At 65.3% G+C, this 24,863-nt stretch carries 26 protein-coding genes and 1 tRNA gene; 15 read left to right on the forward strand and 12 right to left on the reverse strand.

Annotation, left to right across the window (positions count from 1 at the left end):
- Positions 1–4 precede the first annotated feature (4 nt).
- Complete coding sequence (locus AC5Y30_RS07250) at positions 5–148, forward strand: hypothetical protein (RefSeq protein ID WP_499917395.1); 144 nt, start codon at positions 5–7, stop codon at positions 146–148.
- 24 nt (positions 149–172) lie between these two features.
- Here AC5Y30_RS07250 and AC5Y30_RS07255 read toward each other — a convergent pair whose 3' ends face one another.
- From AC5Y30_RS07255 to AC5Y30_RS07280, 6 genes are all read right to left on the reverse strand, one after another.
- A complete protein-coding gene (locus AC5Y30_RS07255; protein WP_499917396.1) occupies positions 173–484 on the reverse strand; it encodes a DUF2694 family protein in 312 nt (103 codons plus the stop codon).
- A complete protein-coding gene (locus AC5Y30_RS07260) occupies positions 481–798 on the reverse strand; it encodes an ESX-1 secretion-associated protein (RefSeq protein ID WP_499917397.1) in 318 nt (105 codons plus the stop codon). The genes AC5Y30_RS07255 and AC5Y30_RS07260 overlap by 4 nt, the downstream gene beginning before the upstream one ends.
- Before the next feature lie 45 nt (positions 799–843).
- The gene (locus tag AC5Y30_RS07265; protein ID WP_499917398.1) at positions 844–2,289 is read right to left on the reverse strand and encodes a DUF4226 domain-containing protein; all 1,446 of its coding nucleotides are present in this window, start codon (positions 2,287–2,289) and stop codon (positions 844–846) included.
- Positions 2,290–2,421: 132 nt separating this feature from the next.
- Positions 2,422–2,784: a DUF4226 domain-containing protein gene (locus AC5Y30_RS07270; protein WP_499917399.1), complete on the reverse strand. Its 363-nt coding sequence runs from the start codon at positions 2,782–2,784 to the stop codon at positions 2,422–2,424.
- A gap of 48 nt (positions 2,785–2,832) precedes the next feature.
- Complete coding sequence (locus tag AC5Y30_RS07275) at positions 2,833–3,663, reverse strand: C40 family peptidase (RefSeq protein WP_499917400.1); 831 nt, start codon at positions 3,661–3,663, stop codon at positions 2,833–2,835.
- Positions 3,660–4,442 (reverse strand): helix-turn-helix domain-containing protein, encoded by a 783-nt coding sequence (locus tag AC5Y30_RS07280; protein ID WP_499917401.1) that lies wholly within the window; start codon positions 4,440–4,442, stop codon positions 3,660–3,662. Before AC5Y30_RS07280 ends, AC5Y30_RS07275 begins: the two co-directional genes overlap by 4 nt.
- Before the next feature lie 143 nt (positions 4,443–4,585).
- On the opposite strand from AC5Y30_RS07280, the gene AC5Y30_RS07285 reads away from it, so the two are divergent.
- The 4 genes from AC5Y30_RS07285 to AC5Y30_RS07300 all read left to right on the forward strand — a co-directional run bounded on the left by AC5Y30_RS07285 (position 4,586) and on the right by AC5Y30_RS07300 (position 7,853).
- Positions 4,586–5,002, forward strand: a complete 417-nt coding sequence (locus AC5Y30_RS07285) for a WhiB family transcriptional regulator (RefSeq protein WP_499917402.1) — start codon at positions 4,586–4,588, stop codon at positions 5,000–5,002.
- Between the two features lie 93 nt (positions 5,003–5,095).
- The gene (locus tag AC5Y30_RS07290) at positions 5,096–6,478 is read left to right on the forward strand and encodes an acyl-CoA dehydrogenase family protein (protein ID WP_499917403.1); all 1,383 of its coding nucleotides are present in this window, start codon (positions 5,096–5,098) and stop codon (positions 6,476–6,478) included.
- Between the two features lie 63 nt (positions 6,479–6,541).
- Positions 6,542–7,537 (forward strand): pirin family protein, encoded by a 996-nt coding sequence (locus AC5Y30_RS07295; protein WP_499917404.1) that lies wholly within the window; start codon positions 6,542–6,544, stop codon positions 7,535–7,537.
- Positions 7,524–7,853: a GNAT family N-acetyltransferase gene (locus AC5Y30_RS07300; protein ID WP_499917405.1), complete on the forward strand. Its 330-nt coding sequence runs from the start codon at positions 7,524–7,526 to the stop codon at positions 7,851–7,853. Before AC5Y30_RS07295 ends, AC5Y30_RS07300 begins: the two co-directional genes overlap by 14 nt.
- 633 nt (positions 7,854–8,486) lie before the next feature.
- Here AC5Y30_RS07300 and AC5Y30_RS07305 read toward each other — a convergent pair.
- From AC5Y30_RS07305 to AC5Y30_RS07315, 3 genes are all read right to left on the reverse strand, one after another.
- Positions 8,487–8,918 (reverse strand): hypothetical protein, encoded by a 432-nt coding sequence (locus AC5Y30_RS07305; RefSeq protein ID WP_499917406.1) that lies wholly within the window; start codon positions 8,916–8,918, stop codon positions 8,487–8,489.
- Between the two features lie 2 nt (positions 8,919–8,920).
- Positions 8,921–10,753, reverse strand: coding sequence for a putative alpha/beta hydrolase (locus AC5Y30_RS07310; protein WP_499917407.1), 1,833 nt, complete (start codon positions 10,751–10,753; stop codon positions 8,921–8,923).
- A 125-nt stretch (positions 10,754–10,878) separates the two neighbouring features.
- Positions 10,879–11,487 (reverse strand): GNAT family N-acetyltransferase, encoded by a 609-nt coding sequence (locus AC5Y30_RS07315; protein WP_499917408.1) that lies wholly within the window; start codon positions 11,485–11,487, stop codon positions 10,879–10,881.
- 297 nt (positions 11,488–11,784) lie between these two features.
- Here AC5Y30_RS07315 and AC5Y30_RS07320 point away from each other — a divergent pair, with 297 nt between their 5' ends.
- Entirely contained in the window at positions 11,785–12,279 is a 495-nt protein-coding gene (locus AC5Y30_RS07320; protein WP_499917409.1) for a DinB family protein, read from the forward strand.
- 56 nt (positions 12,280–12,335) lie between these two features.
- Positions 12,336–12,695: a nuclear transport factor 2 family protein gene (locus AC5Y30_RS07325; RefSeq protein ID WP_499917410.1), complete on the forward strand. Its 360-nt coding sequence runs from the start codon at positions 12,336–12,338 to the stop codon at positions 12,693–12,695.
- Positions 12,696–12,772: 77 nt separating this feature from the next.
- Here the strand turns inward: AC5Y30_RS07325 and AC5Y30_RS07330 are convergent.
- A tRNA-Leu gene (locus AC5Y30_RS07330) sits at positions 12,773–12,855 on the reverse strand.
- 253 nt (positions 12,856–13,108) lie between these two features.
- On the opposite strand from AC5Y30_RS07330, the gene AC5Y30_RS07335 reads away from it, so the two are divergent.
- The 7 genes from AC5Y30_RS07335 (at position 13,109) to pknB (ending at position 22,958) form a co-directional block, all read left to right on the forward strand.
- A complete protein-coding gene (locus tag AC5Y30_RS07335; RefSeq protein ID WP_499917411.1) occupies positions 13,109–14,770 on the forward strand; it encodes an FHA domain-containing protein in 1,662 nt (553 codons plus the stop codon).
- Positions 14,771–14,894: 124 nt separating this feature from the next.
- On the forward strand, positions 14,895–15,362 hold the full coding sequence (locus tag AC5Y30_RS07340) for an FHA domain-containing protein FhaB/FipA (RefSeq protein ID WP_007771646.1): 468 nt from the start codon (positions 14,895–14,897) through the stop codon (positions 15,360–15,362).
- A gap of 52 nt (positions 15,363–15,414) precedes the next feature.
- Complete coding sequence (locus AC5Y30_RS07345; protein WP_499917412.1) at positions 15,415–16,923, forward strand: PP2C family protein-serine/threonine phosphatase; 1,509 nt, start codon at positions 15,415–15,417, stop codon at positions 16,921–16,923.
- Positions 16,920–18,326, forward strand: a complete 1,407-nt coding sequence (locus AC5Y30_RS07350; RefSeq protein WP_499917413.1) for an FtsW/RodA/SpoVE family cell cycle protein — start codon at positions 16,920–16,922, stop codon at positions 18,324–18,326. Before AC5Y30_RS07345 ends, AC5Y30_RS07350 begins: the two co-directional genes overlap by 4 nt.
- Entirely contained in the window at positions 18,323–19,801 is a 1,479-nt protein-coding gene (gene pbpA / locus AC5Y30_RS07355) for a D,D-transpeptidase PbpA (RefSeq protein ID WP_499917414.1), read from the forward strand. The genes AC5Y30_RS07350 and pbpA overlap by 4 nt, the downstream gene beginning before the upstream one ends.
- Positions 19,798–21,081, forward strand: coding sequence for a serine/threonine-protein kinase (locus AC5Y30_RS07360; protein ID WP_499917415.1), 1,284 nt, complete (start codon positions 19,798–19,800; stop codon positions 21,079–21,081). Before pbpA ends, AC5Y30_RS07360 begins: the two co-directional genes overlap by 4 nt.
- On the forward strand, positions 21,078–22,958 hold the full coding sequence (gene pknB / locus AC5Y30_RS07365) for a Stk1 family PASTA domain-containing Ser/Thr kinase (protein ID WP_499917416.1): 1,881 nt from the start codon (positions 21,078–21,080) through the stop codon (positions 22,956–22,958). Before AC5Y30_RS07360 ends, pknB begins: the two co-directional genes overlap by 4 nt.
- On the opposite strand, the gene AC5Y30_RS07370 is transcribed toward pknB, so the two are convergent.
- The gene (locus AC5Y30_RS07370; RefSeq protein ID WP_499917417.1) at positions 22,936–23,622 is read right to left on the reverse strand and encodes an aminodeoxychorismate/anthranilate synthase component II; all 687 of its coding nucleotides are present in this window, start codon (positions 23,620–23,622) and stop codon (positions 22,936–22,938) included. The genes pknB and AC5Y30_RS07370 overlap by 23 nt on opposite strands.
- 48 nt (positions 23,623–23,670) lie before the next feature.
- Positions 23,671–24,414, reverse strand: coding sequence for a DUF881 domain-containing protein (locus AC5Y30_RS07375; RefSeq protein WP_499917418.1), 744 nt, complete (start codon positions 24,412–24,414; stop codon positions 23,671–23,673).
- Positions 24,415–24,544: 130 nt separating this feature from the next.
- Between AC5Y30_RS07375 and crgA the strand changes: the two genes are divergently transcribed.
- Complete coding sequence (crgA, locus tag AC5Y30_RS07380) at positions 24,545–24,826, forward strand: cell division protein CrgA (RefSeq protein WP_499917419.1); 282 nt, start codon at positions 24,545–24,547, stop codon at positions 24,824–24,826.
- The last annotated feature ends 37 nt before the right edge of the window (positions 24,827–24,863 follow it).

Genomic DNA, 24,863 nt, shown 5'->3' on the forward strand with positions numbered 1-24,863 from the left:
GGACATGGCTGATTCTGCACTGCAGCAGCAACTCGATGAGGTGCGTGCCTTTCTCGCTCGCGCGCGAGAGTTGTTCGGCCCCAATCCGGTAGAGCCGCCAGCGGGTATCGCTCCCGATCCCAGCGTCGCCAAGCCACGCTTACGCTAGGTCGGCGGCGCGCCTGCCAGGCCGCTAGATCGCGCCGCTACGGCGACGCAGTTTGTGTGCCAGCAACTTCTCGATGGCCGCATCGAGATCCCGGGGGGTCGGGACCGCTGCGGACGGGGTGTGCCCGGCCGCGACGATCTCGTCTCGGATTTCCAGCAACGCTTTGAGGCATGACACGTCGGCGGTCAGCAGGATGCCCTGCGCCAGCGTCTCGGCGTCGGTGTCCATCGCCTCTTCGCTCAGCGCGACGCTGTGCATATAGCCGCCGCGGCAGGAGCGGACCAGGATGTGTCCGCTCGGGTGGACAGTGTCGAAAGCGGGATTCGCGTCGGTCATCGACCGCGGTCGACGATGTCGCCGAACTTTCCGGCCGCCTCCTGCTCGTGCTGTTCCCACATCGTGGCCGATACGTTGAGTTTGTCGGCAAGATCTGCGTGGTCAGCAGCTTGCTGCTCATAGCACTGGCGTCGCAGTTCGAGCAGCTCACGGCCTGCGTCGCGCAGTTCGCTGAAGATCGGCCCGAGGGAATCGAGACTCTCCTGGATCGCGGCGTGCGACGACGGAACGGTACGCAAGTACTCCGAGGTGTCCTGGTGATGCGCGGCAGCCTGACGTAGGTGCGCAGGCACTACATGAATCGAATCTGCCATCCGCTGTCTCCTGTTGACGATCGCCGGTTGTTCCGGAGAGCTTGGTCAGGTGGTCGACGTAGTCGCCGGCCGCGTGGGTGTCGGTGGGTCAGGCTTGGCCGGCTCCGTTACTGCCGCATTCGACGCCGGCGGGTGCTCCCAGCCTAGGAAGCTGGGCCCGCTCACGGTGGCGATGTGTTGAATTTGGCCATCCAGAAGCGCCTTGCCGGGGCCGAGGGCGAGCGCGTGACGATCGGTGAACATACCGATATCGCCGGGCGCAACCTGCAGGGAATCGATCGGGCTGGCGACCGCGGTTCCCGGTGGGGGAATGGTCATCCCCTGCTGTTGGAAGGCCTCCGCTATCGGGGTGCCGCCGACGGCGGCCGTGATCGCCGCTGCCAGCTGTGGGCTGGCAGCGGTGACCGTTTCCCCGTCAGGCAACGTCACCGTTGTCGGATGGGCCGACGGTTCATCGGATGCCTCGCGTGGCGGCCCAGCGGCCTCGTCGCCCGGTTCGTTCGATCCGTCGCGCGAGCTCTGGTCCTCGTCCGGCAGCTCCTCGTCGGCCAGCTCGTCCAGACCAGGTTCGGTCCCGTCACCGCCCTGCAGCCCGGACAGCGGGAGCCTGCCGGGTCCTTCCCAACCAGCCATCGATGCGGGCAGAGAACCAAACCCGGGGAGCGATCCGCCGCCAAGGCTGGGCACGGCGGGCGCCATCGGCTGCTGCGGCACGGCCGGCATCGCGGCCACACCGGCCGGATCCGGCCCCGGAACATCGCCCGACAGGGCGTCATCGTCGGCCAACAAGGAGTCCAGCAGCGGATCCCAGTCGGCATCGCCATCGGTCCCTTCGCCTGTGGCCGAAGGGTCAGCCGGCGCCGGAGCTCGCGGGCGTTCGCCCTCGGCGTTCGGCTCGTCTTTGGAGGCGTCGTAGAGCGACGTCCAGGCGGCCATCAACGCCGACTTCGACGTGTCATCCAGGCTGGCGTTCAGGACAACCTCGCGAATGTCCCGGAGCTTGCCGATGAGGAACCGCTGGAAGTCACGCGCCCCGGCCGGGGTGTCCAGGTCCGACCTGATCCGCACCGCGGCTTCGGTCTCGTGCTGCAATCTGGTGAGGGCTTCGCTGCCGTCAACCGCATGCAAATGCGCGTTGAGGATCGCCGAGATTACCTGCAGGTCCAATTGCGAGCTCGCCGAATTCTGTTGTGCAAGAGCAGCTTCGGCGTTAGCGATGGCATCGGCCGCATCGCCCGTTTCGCGATCCGGGGGTGCCGGCGCTTCGGCGGATGGCCGCGCCGGCGGGTTGGCCGTCTTTTCGGCGCCGAATACGACGGCGTGCTGTTGGCGGATCTTGCGCAGGATGGCCTCGATTTGTTCGGGCCGGGTGGTCGGGTTGAGCGCTGCGGTCACTTCGGCCGGCGCCAATCCCGCCTGCCATGCGCTCGGATCGCCGGTGCGTTCTCGGACGTATTCGACCGCGGCAAGCAGGTCGTCGTAGACCGACATCAGCCAAACAGCCGGCGCGGCTTGCCCGAAAGCTGGTGCGGGAAACGACGCGACCCCTCCATGTCCGGCGACAGTACTCAGGGGCATAAGTGCCGACAATTCACTCTGCTGCATGGTGTGGACTATTTCGGGTTAACCGCTATCGGCGCCGTACTGGATCCGAAGGCTCTGCAACACAGCGGCTTTCGCCTGACCTAACTCGCGGGCTTCGGCCACGACCGACGCGATCTCACGTTGCTTGTCCAGTAGAAACTTCCGGAACTCGCGTGCGCCCATGGGGGTATCCAGGGCGAGGTCCGCCTGGTTCACGGTTGCGTGGTCGATCTGCTCGGCGATGGAATCCAGGCGCCTGACGCTCTCGCGCGCTGCGTCGTGAGCGCTGGTCAGCACCTCGTTCAGCACCCGATCGGCTTCCGACGCAATGCCGTGCTTACCCGCCAGCGCCGACCGCCGCGCCTCGACGGCCTCGAATGAGGGCCCCGGCTGCTCCGTCATCGGCTCACCCCCGTCGTCGTGCCCGCGTCACCGGGCGGTCGTGGCTCGTCATACCGGTCGGCGGATCGCAACGTTGTTGCCCAGCCGGCTTATTCGCACCGAGGCGCCCGAATAGGGCGCTTCCACTACGAGATTGTTCCCGATGGCCAGCTGCACATGGCCGGCGTGCGGAAACACCAGATCACCCGGCCGCACCTGGGAACGGGGCACCGCGATGCCGTCGTTGATCTGCTGATAAGTGGTGCGATCCAGGTGAATACCGGCCTGCGCGTAGCTCCACTGCACCAGCCCGGAACAGTCGAACTGGTCGGGTCCGGTCGCACCCCAGACGTAAGGTCGGCCCAGTCGAGACAAAGCGGCGCGCACCGCCAGTCCGGCCCGATCATTCCGAAGCCCGCGCAATCTCGATACCCCAAGCCGGCGATCGTGCCGGAGCCAATAACGTAAGGCCAGCAGTTCGGCGTTGCGGTGTCGCGCACGCGCGCGCGCCGACACCACATGCGCCCGCTGGGCCCGCAGGCGAGTCACGCGTCGGCGCGCGGCCTCCCGCTGGGCCAGCGGTGTCCCCGGCCAATCGTTATCCGCCCGGGCCGCATCCAGGACCCTTCGGGTCAGGTCACCGGCCTGTGCTCGATCGCGGTGCGCGCCGGCAATGATGTCGGTGGCCGCGGCGTCGGTATCAGCCGCCGCGGTGAAACGTTGCCGGCCGTGCACCACCGCGAGTTGATAACCGCCGTGGGCCATCCTGTCGCTCAACGTGGCGGCTCGCTGCAACAGGTTGCGGAAATGCACGGTGTCTGCGTTCAGGGAGGGCGGCTGGGTGGTGCCGGCGAACAGTTGGTGTGCACGGCTCAGCGCCGCGATTTCGGATCGACTCACGACGCCCCCTTGTCGTCCTGGCTTGCCTCGTCTCGGCCCGACTCGACCGCCTCCGTGAAGGCGCGGACGCGGGGAAGCGCACCCGGCGCGATCACCCCCCGATTGCGGATGTCCCACATCTCGTCGACATCCACGCCGACCAAGGCGGCGATGATCGTCTCCGGTAAGGGCGACTGGGCGCATGCCCGATCAAAACGCGCGCTCAAGCTGGTGGGCATTCGCTCCAACAGCGCCGCACGCGTCGACTCCAAAGCTTGCAAATGCTCCATCAGCCGGCCGGTCGAGTCGGCGCCGGCGTTCACGGCCACCCGCCAGGAGCTGGCGGCGAGCATCTCTGCCTTCACGCATTGCGCGATCACAGACAGAATATACGTCTCATATTCGTTTGATGTTGTCGCGGGCAATCGATCGATGACGGATTTGAGGGCATCGAGCTGCGCTTCGGCATAGCCTTCCAGCACTTCTGTGTCGCTATGACGGTCAACCACCACCGGGCCGCTGCGTCGCGCGGGCATGGGCGCCGGTGGCTGCGCGGACATCAGGCGCGCCAGCTCGGCCTCCGGGTCGGCGGCCACCAATAGCCGCGAGTAGGTGCCCGGCGGAAGACCGAGCCCATTCTCAATCTTCTGAACTGTACTTTTATGCGGCTTTCGGGCACCCCGCTCGAGGAAACTGAGTCCCATGATGCTGACCCCGGTCGCGGCCGCGAGGTCAGCCAGTGACCAATCGCGTGATTCACGCAATGCGCGGATGGCCGCGCCGGCCGACTCACGGGTCACCGCACGCTCCGGCCATGGGCCGGATATTACACAGCCAGCGGCTCCGATATCGCTATATACGTTTTTGTCACGTTTCTCTTGCGGCCGGCCGCCACTTATGTATACGCTTCTGCCTACGTTTCACGCTCGACAAGGAGACCGACATGGGACACCCCTGCGCAGCCAATCCGGAACTCTGGTTCGGCTACCCCGACGACGACGGCGGCGACGGCGCCGCGAAGGCGCGCGCATACGAGCGGTCGGCCACCGAGGCTCGCATCCAGTGCCTGCGCCGCTGCCCGCTCGCGCAGCAGCGCCGCTGCGCCGCGCACGCCATCGCGCACCGCGAGGAGTACGGCGTGTGGGCCGGGGTGAAGCTGCCGGGTGGCCAGTACCGCAAGCGTGACCAGCTCGCTCGGGCACACGACGTCCTACGACGTATCGCTGCCGGCGAGGTCAATGCTCGACAACTGCCCGAGAACGCGGCTCTGCTGGCACGCCACGAACACGAGTCGGTCGCCGTCCCGGCGGTCGTGCTCCACCTGCCGCTGGCGCAAATCAAACCTCGTTCGGCTGCCTGACATCTCGTCCGAAGCCGGTGGTGGCAGTTTGCTAAGCCCGTCAACGGGGTAGTCCGCGTCGGCAAGACCAGTCTGTCGACCTAGAGGCGCCACATGACGTTCGACCTGACCCCGACGGCGGCACAACACGACCTTGCCCGGCGTACGCACGAGTTCGCCGAATCAGTAATACGCCCAGTAGCGCTGGACTACGACCAGCGGCAGGAATTTCCCTGGGCAGTGCTGGAAGAAGCGGCCCAACAAGGTTTTTACAGTCCGCTTTTTTACCGCGATCTGATCGGCGATCCAACCGGCATCTCGTTGCCCATGTTCATGGAGGAGCTGTTCTGGGGCTGTGCGGGCATCGGCTTGGCCATCGTCATGCCGGCGTTGGCACTTTCAGCGATCGGTCAGGCCGCCTCGCCGGAACAAATGCTGGAATGGGCGCCCGAATGTTTCGGCACACCAGGAGATCTCAAGCTTGCCGCCCTAGCCATCTCCGAACCCGAGGGCGGCAGTGACGTGCGCAACCTGCGCACCCACGCGCGGCGCGACGGTGACGACTGGATCATCGACGGCCACAAGATGTGGATCGGCAATGGCGGCATCGCCAATGTTCACGTGGTCAACGCCGTGGTCGACGAGGAGCTCGGCCATCGCGGCCAAGCCCTGTTCGTTGTGCCCGGTGGTACACCCGGACTGAAACTGGTGCGAAAGCTGGACAAATTGGGCTGCAGGGCGTCTCATACCGCCGAGTTGCTCTTCGAAGGCGTTCGCGTTCCGGGCGCCAATTTGCTTGGCGGACAAGAGAAGCTCGAACACAAGCTCGCCAAAGCCAGAGAAGTAGTAGCGGGTGGAAAACGGTCCGGATCGGCAACGCTGGGCACCTTCGAGCAGACCCGCCCGATGGTGGCGGCTCAAGCCATTGGCATCGCTCGCGCGGCGCTCGAGTATGCCACCGCGTACGCCACCGAACGCGAGGCTTTCGGTGGACCCATCATCGACAACCAGGGCATCGCCTTCCCGTTGGCGGAGTTGGCGACCCAGATCGACGCCGCTCGGCTGCTCACCTGGCGTGCGTCGTGGATGGCGGCCAATAACGTTCCCTTCGAACGGGGCGAGGGTTCGATGTCGAAGATGGCCGCCAGCGAAGTCGCGGTCAGGGCCACCGAACGTGCGATCCAAACCATGGGCGGCTGGGGCTACATCACCGATCATCCGGTCGAGAAGTGGTATCGGGATGCCAAGCTGTACACCATCTTTGAGGGCACCAGCGAGATTCAGCGGATGGTCATCTCCAACGCGCTGGGCGCCGCCGTGGGCACCCCGCCGCTACATGTGGTGCTGGAGCCGTCCGGCGGACCGCTGAACCGGGTATTCGGGCGGGGGACTCCGCTGCGATCCCGCGTCGCCGACAACGCCCTGTCGGTGAAGGATCGCGTGCCCGAGCCCGTCATGCGGCTTGCCATGAAGGTGCTGCGGCCGCCGCGCAAGTAAGAACGCCGGGTACGGTCGCGGTGGAAGGCGCCGCATGAGGAGGCCCGCGACGGAGGGTGGAGGATGAGCAATCTTGAAGCCGCCCCGGCCGAAGTCGCTTGTGCTGCTTCACAACATCTGGGCGATTCACCGACGGTGGAAATCCTGCAACCGCGGGACGTCCCGTTGGGCGGCCCCAGGGCGATCCGGGTGCAACGTACCCTTCCGCAACGGCAGCGTTCGCTCGTCGGGGCGTGGTGCTTCATCGACCATTACGGGCCGGTCGCCGCGCGAATGGACGTTCCTCCGCACCCCCACACGGGACTACAAACAGTCAGTTGGTTGTTCGGTGGGGAAGTGGAGCACCGTGACAGCGCCGGCGTGCGTGCGGCCGTTCGGCCCGGCGAGCTGAATCTGATGACCGCGGGGGCGGGCATCTGCCATTCGGAAGTTTCGGTTGATTCCGACGCCCGACTACACGGTGTCCAGCTCTGGGTCGCGTTGCCCGCATCCGCTCGCGAAACAGCGCGAGATTTCGCTCATTACGCGCCCGAGCCCGTGGCGCTGGCGAGTGCGCAGGCGCGCGTCTTCTTGGGCGAGCTGGCCGGCAGCCGATCGCCGGTACCGACGTTTACGCCGTTGCTGGGCGCCCAGATTGACCTCGAGCCTTCGGCCACGCTGGACATCGACGTGGACCCGGCCTTCGAGCATGGGGTGCTGTGCGATTCGGGGACCGTAGACGTGGACGGGACGGCCCTGGCGATCGCCGAGTTGGCCTACCGAGGTCCCGGCCGGGCCCATTTGCAGGTGCACAACGCGGGGGAGGGACCCGCGCGGGTGCTGCTGCTCGGCGGTGCCCCGTTCACCGAAGAATTGGTGATGTGGTGGAACTTCGTCGGACGAAGCCACGAGGACATCGTCAATTACCGCCGACTGTGGGAGGACGCCGACGACCGATTCGGCGCCGTCCAGGGATACCGGGGAGCGCTCGCCCGCCTACCCGCCCCGCCGTTGCCGACCGCTCGGCTGCGGCCCAGGCCTACACCGCAAAGAAAGGGAAGCACAGATGACAACCGATAAGACCGGTGCGGAAGCCACCGTTAGCCTTCAGGACGGCAAGTACACGATCGCCGTCGAGGGGAAGACGGTAGGGCTGGCCGATTTCGCCGACCGCGGTGATCAGCGCGTCTTCTACCACACCGAAATCGATCCGGCGTATGGCGGACGCGGGCTGGCGACCATCCTCGTCGAGGAGGCGCTCAACGAGGCGCGGGATGAGGGCAAGCGCATCGTTCCGGTGTGCTCGATGATCGGCACGGTGCTCAAGAAGCATCCTGAATTCGACGACATCACCGACCCGGTCACTCCGGAGATCACGCAGTGGGTGCGCTCGTAGGTGGCAAGTTCAGCGGTGAGCCACATTTAGCGGTCGCTCGCTGCTGTGCCCCAACCATCGAAGCATCAAACCCGAAAAGTGGCTCGCCTATCAGGCTCGGCTACTCGCCCTCCGGAGCACCAAAGTATTTAATTGTAAGCGACTTCGCCAAATTTAGAAGTTCCTGACACGATCGGTCCGTCTCTGCGTCACTACAAAGTTGTACGAGGCGTGCCAAGTTTTCGCGAATCCAAGCTGCTGTTTCCTCTGAAGATACGGAGCTCATCTCATCGAAGCCATCCAGGTACTGCCGGACTAGCGGTATCCGAAACCAGTTATCTGGCACCGTTGCCAACTTGGTTGGTGCAACGGCAAAACGAACCTAACCCCTGTCGTTGGAAAGATCCCAGCTGACGACCGGCCCAGCCAAGCTCAGGGAAGCGTTAATAGATGGGCTTCCTGAAGTGGTCGAGTCGGTAATGCGGTAGTCGGGACTTAGATACAGGAAATCGAAATACCGTAGAAAGAATTCTAGAAGGGTTTTCACTATTATCGCGCTCCTTCGGGTAACGTGAATCGACTGCTGCACGACGCCGACAGAGAACGTAAAGCTTTTGCGATCGGTTTTCCCTAGATTGCCGGCTGTAAATGTAGCTAGCCCTCGCCGTCTGGTTTCGGCCATCCCCACCTTTTGGATGAGTTGGCGCGGCGTAAAGCAGTCAGCTCGTCGCACACGCGGGCTGCGGTTGACTTGTCCGCGAATAGCTGCTCAACATGGTTCAGGTTTTGCGACAGCCAATTGGCCTGTTCCACTGGCTGGCCCTGTCCTGCGTCGTCGCTCCGCTCCAAGTACTGGCGAATGAGCGAAAGCGCAAACCAATCGGAGCCATCTTGAAATAGTGGTACTGCTGCCAGGTAAATTATGCCGCGGTCATTCACGATATCCCATTTGAGCCGTTCACTGGAAAACGAAATTGATGCATCAATGTCCTCGAGGCCACGGGTAGACGAGTCTGTGATCCTATACCTGGGGTTGAGGTAAAGAAAGCCTGCATAATGGACGATGAATTCTAACAGTGTCTTCATCGCTATCCTCCGATCTTCGGTGGTACGAGGGTATAGCCATCTATTACTTGGTATCCGTGCGCCTTCAGGTAGTTAAGTTCCGCAGCCGTATATGTATTGTCTAAAATCCTATCGATAGAAGTCGACAGTTTAATAGTGTCCCGATTTGCGATTGCAATGTCGAGGACATGCTGATTAGCAGCGAGCCGCTCAACGGGTGTGGCCGAATTCCATGCGTCCCCGATGTCGAAGTAGCTTGCGCCACGCTGTTGAGCGAAATCGATGTACGAAGGTCCCCCCAACGGGTTTTTATATGGTCCCAGAACGGTTTCGCCGCTCCCGGTCAGGTGTTGTTCAGATAGCGCTCGCAAGTCCGGTGGCATGTACTTGAGCGGATCGTCGAGATGAAATTCCGGATGCGCTGGATCAACCACCGGCGGCGGAGCATCTGACACCGCGACGTGAGGCGCCGCGGGCGCGTGTTCGACGGGCGCGTCGGCTGGGGGCGCATGCTCTACTGAGGGCGGCTCAAGCGGGTGAGTGCCGGGAACGGGTTCACCGCCGATCCCAGGCGTGCTGCGCGGGGGGAGATCAAAAGCCTCACGCAGCTGTGTGCCACTGAGGCTCTGGGCCGCCAGACTTTCCGATGTCAGTCCCTCGAAAGCTTCACGGCCGAACAGCATTTTCGCGCCCTGTAAAAGTGCCTCCCCGCCTGCCTTCAGCCCTGGCCCACCGACGGCAAGGGTGATGGCGGTCCATAGCGGTTCGGGCGTGGCCTGCACCTGCCCGGGGTCCGGCGTGCGCATGCCGGTCAACTTGCCGCCGTTAAAGGTGTAGTACGTACCGGTGGCTTGGTCGAAGAACTCACCCGTGCCGTTCTTGAGCTGGCCGAAAGCTTGTACGGACTGCCCGTTGACGTCGTAGGTGAACATGAAATGCCCGTCGGGAGTGACATTTATCGATGCGGGGTCGATGCCGTCGTAGTCGGGTATCTTGCGCAGGCCGTCGAGTGCTTCCTTAAGGTCTGCCTTCAGTTTGGGCAGCCTGGCATTGGCGGCATCACCTTCCGGCGAGCCTGGACCGTGGATATAGAGGTCCGCCGCGGCTTTGTTCAGCGCGTCTCGCGCAGCGCGCACCTTGGCCAGTTGGTCCGCTACCGCCTGTTTTATGGCTTGGCGAATGTCGGCCAAGGCGGCTTGCTGGTCGGGAGACGGCGGAGCGACGCCGTCAGCGTCGGCACCGTGGAGTGGCGCACCGTCGTACCCTTCGGCGTGAAGATTGGTCAGCGACTTCTGCAGGCCGTCGGAATAGCCGTTGCGAATTGATTGCAGTGCAGCCAGTGCCGCCTTGGTGTCGCGCAGGGCGTCGTCTTCGCAGGTGTTGATGAAGGCATGTATCGCGTCCTTATCGGCGCCGCTGAGGCTGGTGTCGTTTAGCAGCGCCACAGCGTGGACTACCGAGTCTGAAATGTTTTTCAGCTGCGCATCTAGGGTGGTGATCCGCGCGCCGCCTGCCTTTTGTGCATCGGCCAATGCCGCAGCGATGTTTTCAAGATCTGTACCGATCTTGGGCAGTTGCAAGGACTGCGCGCCCAGGGATTGCACGACCCGTTGAACTTCTGCGGAGTCGTTGATCGGATGACCGCCATCCTGGTGATTCCAGGCGGCTTCAAAGCGGGTGAGGGCTTGCTGGAAAGCGTTGTCGGATTCCGCAGTGCATCGGCCTGCGCGATGGAATGCCTTGGCTAGATTGGAAATTTGCAGAGGGCTGCCGGCCTGCAGACTCGCGTTGATCGCCCATGGGTCGCCGCCAGCTTCAGCGATCAGCGCATTCTTATCTATGTAGGGAAGTCCCATGACACCGTTGAGGGCTAGCGAGCTGCGGGCATCTCATCGCGGGCAGAAATTTCCAACCGTCTGAGCTGCCCATAACGTTACTTATCACTGGACGCGGGTCAATTCACTCTGCTCGCGGAGCCCGGTTAAGCAGTTGAGCGCTCCAGCGCGTACAGCACCATCCGCCGATTCGGCATGTCATGTTCGCCGAGGAATTCGCAACCCAGCGACTCGCAGAGGCGGCGCACCGTCGTGTTGCGGTGGTCTGGATCGAACATGATCCGTTGACACGCAGGGTCTTTGACCAGAAGGCTCGCGATGACCTTGCGCAGCATCAGGGGACCAAGGCCCCGGTTCATCAGCTCCTCGTCTGCGATTGCCCCGTGCAGTCCCAGATCGTGTGGCTGGCTGTCGTAGCACCGAGCGATCGAGTCCCTGGCGGCCCGGTAGATCTCCAAGTAGCCGCGGTCCACACCGTCGATGCTGAGGATCAGCGGCCGCGAGTAGGCGCCGTCGACCTGTGCTCGCAAGTGTTTGCGCCAACGGGTCACCGGCCAGTCGTACTCCCAGGTGGTGGCCAGGTGCGGGCGGTTCATCCACTCCGCCACGATCTCTGCGTCTGCTCCGTCGGGGTCGGCGACGCGAATCATGTTTGGCGGCAACAATTCTGGAACCGGCGGAGGAGGAACCTGGCGGACCGCCTCGGAGATATGGGTGAGCTCGCGGGGGAGCGCGGCTACAGGTACGCCGGTCACGACGGAAGAGTGCCGAGCGGTTGATCGTCGACGGCGCGGGGTCGAGGGGGATTAGTCAACGTCACGGGTCGGACCCTACCGCGTCAAATTAGGTTAGGCTACCCTGACCCGCCCTTGGGTGGCGTGTCTCAATCTCGGTCGAGGCCATCAGCCGCCCGATCGCGCCGGCGATCGGCGGCCCGCATCCTGTGGGCCTGGGCCTGCTGGCAATCACCACAGCCACAACAGGTTTGAATCGTGCCGTCACTCTCACCGTTTGGTGCGGACGCTCAAGGTCCGGTCTGAAATGATGATCCCGTGACGGGCCCCTGCGCCGAATGCGGTTTCAGCTATGACCTGCGGCGTGCCGCAACCGCCGGCGATGACATCCGCGAAGGGGCAGCCGAAGTCGGTGCGCTTCTTTGTAGTGACGGCGACGTACGGTTGCGTGCGCGGCCCGACGTGTGGTCTCCGCTGGAGTACGGGTGCCATCTACGCGATGTGCTGCTCGTGCAACGCGAGCGGGTGCTCGCGGCGCGGCGGGTCAATGGCGCCGACTGCGCGTCCATGGGTCGCGAGGTACGCGCCGAGCACGACGGCTACAACGAGCAGGATCCCGTCGGAGTTGCTCGTCAATTGGCCGACGCCGCAACGCTATTCAGCAATGTGCTAGCCCGGCTCTCCGCCGATGACTGGGACCGCACGCTCGTCTATCACTACCCCGAAACCAGTGAGCGGTCGTTACGCTGGGTCGCGGTGCACACCGCGCACGAAGTGCAGCACCATCTTCTCGACATTCGTCGCCAACTATGACCCCGACCCGGCGTTCGGCTAGAAGCGTCGCTGAATCCCGGCGCTACAGTGCCGACATGCATGTCGATGCGGTCGCGTTCAGCGAACGGTGGGCGCGCAACTGGAACGCTCACGACGTCGAAGCCGTCCTCGCCGACTTTCATGACGACGTCGTATTCACATCGCCGGTGGCAGCCAAGCTCTTCCCGGAAACGCAGGGCGTCGTCCGCGGCAAGGCAGCCTTGCGCCAGTACTGGACAGGGGCCTTGGCACGCATGCCGGATCTGAGGTTCTCCGTCGAAGGCGTCTACCAAGGCATCGACACGATCGTCATCGCATACCGCAACCAGAACGGCGACCCGGTAAGCGAGGTCCTGACCTTCCAGGACGGCGCGATCGTCGAGGGACACGGAACCTATCGCCTCGCCGGTACGTAGCGAGGCGAATGCAGTTCCACAAAAACGAAAGTCACGACCCCTTTCGAGGCCGTGACCTGTCGTCGAACCGCTCAGTGTGGGCGAAGGGGGACTTGAACCCCCACGTCCCGAAGGACACTGGCACCTGAAGCCAGCGCGTCTGCCATTCCGCCACTCGCCCGGAAAAACAACCGATGGACCATATCACTCTAATGGCCCGATTCTCGAACCGGCGAAGCGGGATCCGAAGCCGTACCGCACCGAACGGCCGGTGGCGCGCACGGCTCTGAACTGGGCCGATTCAGTTCTCACGATTTCGAAAGTGCCGCAGCGCCACGATGTCCCGATACGATGCGGGAGTGTGCCAGCGCTGGGGTGATTCGTTTGCCGACCAACGGCAATACCTGATGGCAAGTGCACGCGAACGGTAGGACATGAGTAGCCAACGGGGGCTGGTCACGCGGATCGAGCGCAAACTCGAGGCGACGGTAGACAACGCCTTTGCCCGGGTATTCGGTGGATCGATCGTTCCGCAAGAGGTTGAAGCCCTGTTATGCCGCGAGGCTCGTGACGGCGTGCAGAAACTTCACGGAAACCGCCTTTTGGCCCCCAACGAATACATCATTACCCTCGGTATGCACGACTTCGAGAAGGTGAGCGCCGATTCGAATCTCAGGTCGAGCGGTTTCGCGAGGTACTTGACTGACTACATCCACGAACAGGGGTGGCAAACGTATGGTGAGGTGGTCGTTCGGTTCGAGCAGTCGTCGAACCTGCACACCGGCCAGTACCGCGCCCGCGGTGCTGTCAACCCTGATGTCCAGCCCCGCCCGACGGTCGACGACCCCGTCCGGCCACAATCAAATAACGCGTTCGGCGAAGAACGAGGAGTAGCACCAATGACTGACAATTCTGGCTACCGCGGGGGTCAGGGGCCGGGCCGATCCGGCGACGAGTACTACGACGACCGCTACGGGCGCCCGCAGGACGACGCGCGCGGTGGCCCAGACCCGCAGGGACCACCAGACCAGCGGGGCGGATATCCACCCGAACAGCAGCACGGCTACCCACCTCAGCAGGGCTACCCGCCGCCCCGCCAACCCGAGCAGGGCGGCTACCCGGACCAGGGTGGTTACCCCGAACAGGGACACGGCGGCGGCTACGCACCTCAGCAGGGCTACCCGGACCAGGGCGGCTATCCGGACCAGCGCGGCTACCCCGACCAGCAGGGCCAGGGCGGCTATACCCCTCAGCAGCAGGGCTACCAAGACCAGCGCGGCTATCCCGAGCAGGGACAGGGTGGCTACCCGCAGTCCTACGAGCAGCGTCCGCCCGCGCCCGGCGGCTACGGCGGCCAGGGCTACGACCAGGGGTACCGGCAGGCCGGCGGTTATGCCCCTCCCGGCGGTCAGCAGGGCGGTGGCCAGCAGGGCTACGGCGGCTACGGCGATTACGGTCGCGGTCCGGCCCGCCAGGACGAGGGCGGCTACGCCCCGCCCGAACAACGACCCGGTTACCCCGAGCAGGGCGGCGGATACGACCAGGGCTACCAGCAGGGCGGGGGATACGGCCGCCAGGACTACGGCTCCGCCGAGTACACCCAGTACTCCGAGCACGCGCAGGGCGGGGCGTACGGCGGTCAAGCCGGCGGCTACCCGGAGACCGCCAGCCCGGAGTACGACTACGGCCAGCAGCCGGAGTACGGCCAACAACCGGAATACGGACAGCAGGCCGACTACGGCCAGTCCGCCGACTACGGGCAACAGGGCGGTTACGGCGGCTACGGCCAGGGCGGCTACGGCCCCGGTGGAACGACGATCACCCTTCAGCTCGATGACGGCAGCGGCCGCACCTATCAACTGCGCGAGGGCTCCAACATCGTGGGCCGCGGACAAGACGCCCAATTCCGGTTGCCCGACACGGGCGTGTCACGGCGTCACCTCGAAATCCGCTGGGACGGACAGGTCGCGCTGCTGTCGGATCTGAACTCGACCAATGGCACCACGGTGAACAACGCACCGATCCAGGAGTGGCAGCTGGCCGACGGCGACGTGATCCGCTTGGGCCATTCGGAGATCATCGTCCGGATCCACTAAGCCACTGGGCTTAACGCTGCCGTGCTTTGCCCCGTGTCATCCGCCGTCCAAGTATCGTGACGTAGCCGATGTGCTCGGAGTCACGGGCGCCAGGGATGCGACGCTAGGACGGAAAGGACGCCAGATGCAGGGACTGGTACTGCAGCTGACGCGCGCCGGCTTTTTAATGCTGCTGTGGGTTTTCATCTGGTCCGTGCTGCGAATACTTCGGACCGACATCTACGCGCCCACCGGTGCCGTCATGGTGCGCCGCGGCTTGGCGCTGCGCAGCACTCTGCTGCCGTCACGCCAGCGCCGGCATGCGGCCCGCTATCTGGTTGTCACCGAAGGCGCGCTGGCGGGCGGCCGCATCACGCTGAGCGGACAGCCGGTGTTGATCGGAAGGGCTGACGACTCGACGCTGGTGCTCACCGACGACTACGCCTCGACGCGGCACGCCCGGCTGTCTCAGCGCGGCTCGGAGTGGTACGTCGAGGATCTAGGATCGACCAACGGCACTTACCTTGACAGGGCGAAGGTGACGACTGCGGTACGAGTTCCGATCGGAACGCCGATTCGAATCGGCAAAACGGCGATTGAGTTGCGCCCGTGATCCGGGCCTACGACGATGGTGCCGGAGCACCGGGGATCGTGGGGGCACGCCCGTGACCTTGGTCCTGCGATATGCCGCGCGTAGTGATCGCGGCCTGGTACGCGCCAACAACGAAGACTCCGTCTATGCCGGCGCGCGACTGCTCGCGCTCGCCGACGGCATGGGTGGTCACGCGGCCGGCGAGGTGGCCTCCCAACTGGTGATCGCGGCCCTGGCCCACCTGGATGACGACGAGCCGGGCGGCGACCTGCTGGCCAAGCTCGACAACGCGGTGCGTTCCGGCAATGCGGCCATCGCCGCCCAGGTGGAAGCCGAGCCAGAGCTCGAGGGGATGGGCACCACCCTTACCGCGATCCTGTTCGCGGGCGACCGCATCGGAATGGTGCACATCGGCGACTCGCGCGGCTACCTGCTGCGCGACGGGGAGCTGACCCAGATCACCAAGGACGACACATTCGTCCAGACCTTGGTCGACGAAGGCAGGATCACCCGGGAAGAGGCGCACAGCCACCCGCAGCGGTCGTTGATCATGCGGGCGCTCACAGGTCACGAGGTCGAGCCGACGCTGACCATGCGCGAGGCGCGCGCCGGTGACCGCTATCTGCTGTGCTCGGACGGGTTATCCGATCCGGTGAGCGACGAGACGATCCTCGAGGCCCTCCAGATACCCGACGTCGCTGAGGCCGCCTACCGCCTCATCGAGCTGGCGCTGCGTGGCGGCGGCCCGGACAACGTGACCGTAGTGGTCGCCGACGTGGTCGACTATGACTACGGGCAGACCCAACCGATCCTCGCCGGCGCGGTGTCGGGCGACGAAGATCAGATGACCCTGCCCAACACCTCGGCCGGGCGCGCCTCAGCGATTCGGCCCCGCGATGAGTCTGCCAAACGCGTTGCGCCGCAACCGGAGACACCGCAGCGACCGCGGTGGCCGCGGCGCAAGATGTTCTTTGCCGGCGCCCTGGCGGTGCTGTTGGTGCTGGCGGGCCTCGGCGTCGGATGGTGGGTTATCCAGCGCAACTATTACGTGGCCGAGTACAACGGTCGGGTCTCCATCGTCCGCGGAATCCAGGGCACCCTGCTGGGCATACAGTTGCAACATCCCTATCTGGTGGGCTGCCTCAACACCCGGAACGAGCTCTCTCTCGTCAGCTACGGGCAATCCGACGGCCATGCCTATTGCCAGCTGATGACGCTGCAAGACCTGCGCCGCCCCGGACAAGTCCAAGTTCAAACCGGACTGCCGGGCGGCAGCCTGGACCAGGCCGAGTCGCAGCTGCGCCAGCTGCTGGCCGAATATCTATTGCCCATCTGTCCGCCCCCGCGCGCCACGTCTCCCCCCGGATCACCGGGCACCCGCGGCGAAACACCAGAATCCGGCACGACAGCACCACCAGCACCACCGAACACCGGCTCTCCGAGCCCCAGCCCCCCACCGGGCGCGAGCGCCAACGGCCCCGCGAACTCCGCGCCGGCAGGCCCGACGACCACCTCGCAGCCAGTGACCGCGCTTCCCGGGCCGCCACCTCAACCAGGCATCGATTGCCGGACGGTGGCATGACGACACAGCTGCAGCCGCCGGTCGCGGTCACGCCCCCGTTGCCTACCCGGCGCAATGCCGAGTTGCTGCTCCTGGGCTTCGCCGCACTGATCACCGTCGCCGCGCTGCTGATCGTCGAAGCCAACCAACAGCGCGATCTGCACTGGACCGCCATCAGCTACGGGCTGGTGTTCCTTGTCGTATTCGGCTCGGCGCACATGGCCATCAGGCGCTTCGCGCCCTACACCGATCCGCTATTGCTGCCAATAGTGGCACTACTCAACGGCCTTGGCCTGGTGATGATTCACCGATTGGATCTGGTCACCAATCAGCTCAGCGGCCGGCACCACCCCAGCGCGACCCAGCAGATGCTGTGGACCCTGATCGGCGTCGTGACCTTTTCCCTGGTGGTCACGTTTTTGAAAGACCATCGGCAGCTTGCGCGCTACGGCTACATATGCGGCCTGGCCGGCCTGATCTTTCTGGTGATTCCCGCCCTGTTGCCGGCATCGCTGTCCGAACAGAACGGCGCCAAGATCTGGATTCGCTTGCCCGGCTTCTCAATTCAGCCCGCCGAGTTCTCCAAGATCCTGCTGCTGATTTTCTTCTCCGCGGTGCTGATCGCCAAGCGCGGCCTGTTCACCAGCGTCGGCAAGCATTTCATGGGTTTGACGCTGCCCCGGCCCCGCGACCTCGCGCCCCTGCTGGCGGCGTGGGTGATCTCGGTCGGCGTAATGGCCTTCGAAAAGGACCTTGGCACTTCGCTATTGCTGTACACGTCATTCCTGGTGGTGGTCTACCTCGCCACCCAGCGCTTCAGTTGGGTGGGTATCGGGCTGGTGCTGTTCGCCGCGGGAAGCGTTGTCGCGTATTACATTTTCGCCCACGTCCGCGTGCGGGTACAGATGTGGTGGGACCCGTTCTCCGACCCCGACGGCAGCGGCTACCAGATCGTCCAGTCGCTCTTCAGTTTTGCCACCGGCGGGATCTTCGGGACCGGCCTCGGTAACGGTCAGCCGGATACGGTGCCCGCCGCGTCAACCGATTTCATCATCGCCGCGTTCGGCGAAGAGCTGGGGTTGGTGGGCCTGGCGAGCATCCTGATGCTCTACACGATCGTCATCGTGCGGGGCCTGCGCACGGCGATCGCCACCCGTGACAGCTTCGGCAAGCTGCTGGCCGCGGGCCTGGCGTCGACCCTGGCCCTTCAGCTGTTCATTGTCGTCGGCGGGGTAACGCAGCTCATTCCGCTGACGGGGCTGACGACTCCCTGGATGTCCTACGGCGGCTCATCCCTGCTGGCGAACTACGTGCTGCTGGCCATACTGGCGCGGATCTCGCACAGCGCCCGTCGTCCCCTGCGCACCCGCGCCCGCAAGCCGTCGATCGCCGCGGCCAGCACCGAGGTGATCGAAAAAGTATGAACGCCTCGCTGCGCCGTATCTCGGTGACCGTGATGGCGTTGATCGTGTTGCTCTTGATCAACGCCACGATGACGCAGGTCTTCGCCGCGGACTCGTTGCGCGCCGATCCGCGCAACCAGCGGGTTCTGCTCGATGAGTACTCGCGCCAGCGCGGCCAGATTGTGGCGGGCGGGCAGCTGTTGGCTTATTCGGTCGCCACCGACAACCGCTACCGCTTCCTGCGCGTGTATCCCAACCCGGCGGAGTACGCCCCCGTGACCGGCTTCTATTCGTTGCGCTATTCCAGCACCGGTCTGGAACGCGCCGAAGATCCACTGTTGAACGGGTCCGACGAGCGGCTGTTCGGCCGCCGGCTGGCCGACTTCTTCACCGGCCGCGACCCGCGGGGCGCCAATGTCGACACCACGCTCAAGCCGCGGGTCCAGCGCGCCGCCTGGGATGCGATGCAACAGGACTGCGGCGGACCGCCGTGCAAGGGCGCCGTCGTCGCCCTCGAACCGGCGACCGGCAAGATTCTGGCGATGGTGTCATCGCCGTCCTATGACGCCAACCTGCTGTCGTCGCACGATCCCGAAGTCCAGGCGCAGGCGTGGCAGAAGCTGCGTGACGACCCGAACAATCCGCTGACCAACCGCGCGATCTCCGAGACATACCCGCCGGGGTCCACCTTCAAGGTGATCACCACGGCGGCGGCGCTGCAGGCCGGCGCCTCCGACACCGAACAGCTGACCGCCGCACCCTCCATTCCGTTGCCCAACAGCACCGCAAGTTTGGAGAACTACGGCGGCGAGCCGTGTGGAAACGAGCCGACGGTGTCCCTGCGGCAGGCGTTCGCCCTGTCCTGCAACACCGCGTTCGTCCAGCTCGGGCTCCTCACCGGATCCGATGCGCTGCGCAACATGGCGCGCTCGTTCGGTCTGGACAGCACGCCGAGCGTCATCCCGCTGCAAGTCGCGGAGTCGACCGTGGGGATCATCCCGGACGCCGCGGCGCTGGGGATGTCGAGCATCGGCCAGAAGGACGTCGCGCTGACGCCCTTGCAGAACGCCGAGATCGCCGCGACCATCGCGAACGACGGGGTGACGATGCAGCCCTACTTGATCGACAGCCTCAAGGGGCCCGACCTGACCACGATCAGCACCACGGCACCGTATGAGCAGCGGCGCGCCGTGTCGCCCCAGGTCGCCGCTAAGCTGACAGAGCTGATGGTCGGCGCCGAGAAGGTCGCACAGCAGAAAGGGGCCATTCCCGGCGTGCAGATCGCATCGAAGACTGGTACCGCGGAGCATGGCAGCGATCCGCGGCATACACCGCCGCACGCTTGGTACATCGCTTTCGCGCCCGCACAGACCCCGAAGGTCGCTGTGGCGGTGTTGGTGGAGAATGGCGCCGACCGCCTGTCTGCGACGGGGGGTGCACTCGCCGCGCCGATCGGACGGGCTGTGATCCAGGCCGCGCTACAGGGAGGACCATGAGCCCGCGAGTTGGTGTGACGCTGTCCGGCAGATACCGTCTGCAGCGCCTGATCGCCACCGGCGGCATGGGTCAGGTGTGGGAGGCGGTAGACAGCCGGCTGGGCCGGCGCGTCGCGGTCAAGGTGCTCAAGCAGGAGTTCTCCCAGGATCCCGAGTTCATCGAGCGGTTCCGCGCCGAAGCGCGCACCACCGCGATGCTCAACCACCCGGGCATCGCGGCCGTCCACGACTACGGCGAGAGCCAGTTGGACGGGGAGGGCCGGACTGCGTATCTGGTGATGGAGCTCGTCAATGGCGAGCCGCTGAATTCGGTGCTCAAGCGGACCGGCCGACTGTCGCTGCGGCACGCACTGGACATGCTCGAGCAGACCGGTCGTGCGTTGCAGGTGGCCCATGCCGCCGGCCTGGTGCACCGCGACGTCAAACCCGGCAACATCTTGATCACCCCGACGGGCCAGGTGAAGATCACCGACTTCGGTATCGCCAAGGCCGTGGACGCCGCTCCGGTGACCCAGACGGGGATGGTGATGGGCACCGCCCAATACATCGCGCCGGAACAGGCCCTGGGCCACGACGCCACCCCGTCGAGCGACGTGTACTCGCTGGGCGTCGTCGGGTACGAGGTGGTATCGGGCAAGCGGCCGTTCACCGGTGACGGTGCCCTGACGGTGGCGATGAAGCACATCAAGGAACCGCCGCCGCCCCTGCCCGCGGAGCTGCCGCCCAACGTGCGCGAACTCATCGAGATAACGCTGGTGAAGAACCCGGCGATGCGGTACCGCAGCGGCGGGCCGTTCGCCGACGCCGTGGCCGCGGTACGGGCCGGCCGTCGCCCGCCGCGGCCCAGTGCGACACCGCCCGCCGGCCGGGCCTCGCCGGCAGCCATCCCGTCCAGCCCGACCACCCGCGCCGCTGCGGTGTCCCCGAGCCGAAGCGCCGCGCCCCGTCGCTCGCGGCCGACGACCGGCGGCCACCGCACGCCCCCTGCCCGTCGCACCTTCTCCTCTGGTCAGCGCGCGTTGCTGTGGGCCGCCGGTGTGCTCGGCGCGCTGGCAATCATCATTGCGGTGCTGATCGTCATCAATTCGCGGGCGGACCAGCAGCAACAGCCGCCGACGGTGACCGACACGGGGACACCGCCCGCCTCGGGGCCGCCGCCGACCAAGACTCCGAGCGGTGCTGGGGCCCGTCCCGAAATGCGAATTAATTGGCCCGATGCCGGGACAATAGGGACCTCCGGCTTCCACAACGTGCCGGCCCGACACGGAACACCGCAATGACCACGCCGCAACACCTGTCCGACCGCTACGAACTGGGCGAAATCCTCGGCTTCGGCGGTATGTCCGAGGTTCACCTGGCCCGTGACGTCCGACTGCATCGCGACGTCGCGGTCAAGGTGCTGCGCGCGGATCTGGCCCGCGACCCGAGCTTTTACCTGCGCTTCCGGCGTGAGGCGCAAAACGCCGCCGCGCTGAATCACCCGTCGATCGTCGCCGTCTACGACACCGGCGAGGCCGAGACGCCCACCGGGCCGCTGCCCTACATCGTCATGGAGTACGTCGACGGGGTAACCCTGCGCGACATCGTGCACACCGACGGCCCCCTGCCACCGCGCCGGGCCATCGAGATCATCGCCGACGCGTGCCAGGCGCTGAACTTCAGCCACCAGAACGGCATCATCCACCGAGACGTCAAGCCGGCCAACATCATGATCAGCACCACCAACGCGGTCAAGGTGATGGACTTCGGCATCGCCCGCGCGATCGCCGACAGCGGCAACAGCGTTACCCAGACCGCCGCGGTAATCGGAACCGCGCAGTATCTCTCCCCCGAGCAGGCTCGCGGTGACGCCGTCGATGCTCGTTCCGATGTGTATTCGTTGGGTTGCGTTCTCTACGAAATCCTCACGGGCGAACCACCTTTCACCGGTGACTCGCCGGTGGCCGTTGCCTACCAACATGTTCGGGAAGACCCGATCCCGCCGTCGCAGCGGCACGAAGGCATCTCCGCCGACCTCGACGCCGTGGTGCTCAAGGCGCTGGCCAAGAATCCCGACAACCGCTATCAGACCGCGGCGGAGATGCGTGCCGACCTGATTCGGGTGCACAACGGCGAGAAACCCGAGGCGCCCAAGGTGCTTACCGACGCCGACCGGAGCTCACTGATGTCGGCCAATGTGGGCAACTCCGGCCCGTCCCGGACCGACCCGCTGCCCCGTCAGGTTCTCGCCGACGCGGGCGAGGACCGCAGCGTCGGCTCGGTCGGCCGCTGGATTGTCGCGGTGGCCGCGCTCGCGGTGCTGACGATCGTTGTCGTCATTGCTTTCAACACATTCGGCGGCAATACCCGTGACGTGCAGGTGCCCGACGTGCGCGGGCAAGTGTCCGCCGATGCGATCGCGGCGCTGCAGAATCGCGGCTTCAAGACCCGCACCCTGCAGAAGCCGGACTCGGCCATCCCGCCCGACCATGTCATCGGCACCGATCCGGGCGCCAACGCGTCGGTCAACGCGGGCGACGAGATCACCATCAACGTCTCCACCGGGCCGGAGCAGCGCGAGGTGCCCGACGTGTCCTCGCTGAGCTACTCCGACGCGGTCAGCAAGCTGAAGGCCGCCGGCTTCAGTAAGTTCAAGCAGGCCAATTCCCCGTCGACCCCGGAACTGCTGGGCAAGGTGATCGGGACCAACCCGCCGGCCAATCAGACGTCGGCGATCACCAACGTTGTCACGCTCATTGTCGGATCGGGGCCGGAGACCAAGCAGGTTCCCGATATCGCGGGCCAAACCGTCGACATCGCACAGAAGAACCTGACCGTCTACGGATTCAGCAAGGTCACCCAGGTGCAGGTGGACAGCACCCGCCCGGCCGGTGAGGTGATCGGGACCAATCCGCCCAAGGGACAGATGGTTCCGGTGGACTCGGTGATCGAGCTGCAGGTGTCCAAGGGCAACCAGTTCGTCATGCCCGACCTGTCCGGCATGTTCTGGACCGACGCCGAACCGCGGCTACGCGCGCTGGGCTGGACGGGAATTCTGGACAAGGGCGCCGACGTCGACGCCGGCGGCTCCCAGTCCCATCGGGTGGTCTATCAGAACCCGCCGGCCGGCTCCGGGGTCAACCGGGACGGCATCATCACGCTGAAGTTCGGTCAGTAGCGGTCGGGTCGGCCGGAAAGTACGGCCGCACCGCGGCGTGCACGTCGTTCTCGAGCCGCCGCACCAATGTGTCGTTACGCTCCCACCCGCAATCGGCGAGCCAGTTCGCCAGCATTCGATGACCGCCCTCGGTCAGGATCGACTCCGGGTGGAACTGGACGCCGTGAATCGGCAGTTCGGTGTGCCGCACGCCCATGATCACGCCACTGCGGGTCTGAGCCGTCACCTGAAGCACGGGCGGCAGCGACTCGGGCAGAATGGTCAGCGAATGGTAGCGGGTCGCCGTGAAGGGATCCGGAAGTCCTTGTAGCACACCGGTATTGCTGTGGTGGACGCTGCTGGTCTTGCCGTGCAGCAGTTCCGGGGCGCGGTCGACGGTCGCACCGAATGCGACGCCGATGGCCTGGTGCCCCAGGCAGACCCCGAGCAGCGGAGTCCGCTCGGCGGCACACGCCCGAACCATCTGGATGGACGCGCCCGCGCGCTCCGGGGTGCCCGGCCCCGGGCTGAGCAGCACCCCGTCAAACTGACCGGCCACTGCGGCCTCGTCGGACAGGCGGGTGTCGTCGTTGCGCCAGACTTCAGCGTCCACACCGAGCTGACCGAGGTACTGCACCAGGTTGAACACGAAGCTGTCGTAGTTGTCGACGACCAGGATCCGCATCGTGCCAGGTTACCGTCCGATGGCCGTGCCGATACCGGTCAGTAGGCGTCAGTAGCCGATCGGGCCGTCGGGCCGCGCGGAATGCAGCCGCTCGGGCTCGAAATGGCCGACGACCTGCACGTCGGACTTGACCTCTTCTTGGTAGCCGAGGCCGAAGCGGACGACGTACTGCTTGTACAGGACCACCAGGGGAGCGGCGGCGAGGGCGGCTTGCATGGCCGTCGCGTTGCCGATCGCGGTGATCGTGTACGGCGGGCTGTAGGTGCGCCCGTTGAGCAGCAGCGTATTGCCGACACAGCGCGGCACCGATGTCGCGATGATCCGCTGATCCTGCATCTGGATCGCCTCGGCGCCGGCGCTCCACAACGCGTTGAGCACCGCCTGGATGTCCTGCTGATGCACCACCAGGTCGTCGGGGGATGCATCCCGGGGGAACCGCCCATTGGCGTCGCGCTGCGCATCCGCGAGGGTCACCACCAGGCCCGGTCCGTGCACCGGGCTCATCCCCGCCTCACCGGCGAGCTGGGCGGAGCGCCGCAGCATCGCCGCGAGCGCCGCATCCGGCGACCGCCCGTGCGCGGCGTCGATCTTGCCCGCCAGGGCTTCGCGCTGGGCATTCAGCCGGTTCACCGAAGACTGGGTCTCGCGGACCAAGTCCACCAGCCGCGGGGCATCACTGCGGCGGATTTCGGCGCCGCCGGAGACTCCGTGGGTGGCGGCGAGCAGAAGTCCGGCCAGCAGACAGACGACCGGGACGCCGAAGCGCCATGGCGACCGGCGCGTCTGCGTCATCGCGTCTCCATTTCCTGGTCACCGTTGCAGGTGAGTTAGTCTCGTAGCCAAGCCATGGGTTGCAGTTGCAGTGTTTATCGTTGCACCCCGTCCCGCTCACCGTGTCGTTGAGGTAATCCGCGAGGTAATCATGCCCAAGTCCAAGGTCCGCAAGAAGAACGACTTCGCCGTCAGCTCGGTCAGCCGCACCCCGGTGAAAGTCAAGGTCGGACCATCGAGCGTGTGGTTCGTCGCGCTGTTCATCGGCCTCATGCTGATCGGTCTGGTCTGGCTGATGGTGTTCCAGTTGGCCGCGGTCGGCAGCAACGCGCCGACCGCCCTGAACTGGATGGCGCAATTGGGCCCCTGGAACTACGCCATCGCGTTCGCTTTCATGATCACCGGCTTGTTGCTCACGATGCGCTGGCACTGACCAGGACGGTCGGCGTAATGAATTCATTTTCGGTCTA

It is taken from the genome of Mycobacterium sp. NGS27 (assembly GCF_059813005.1).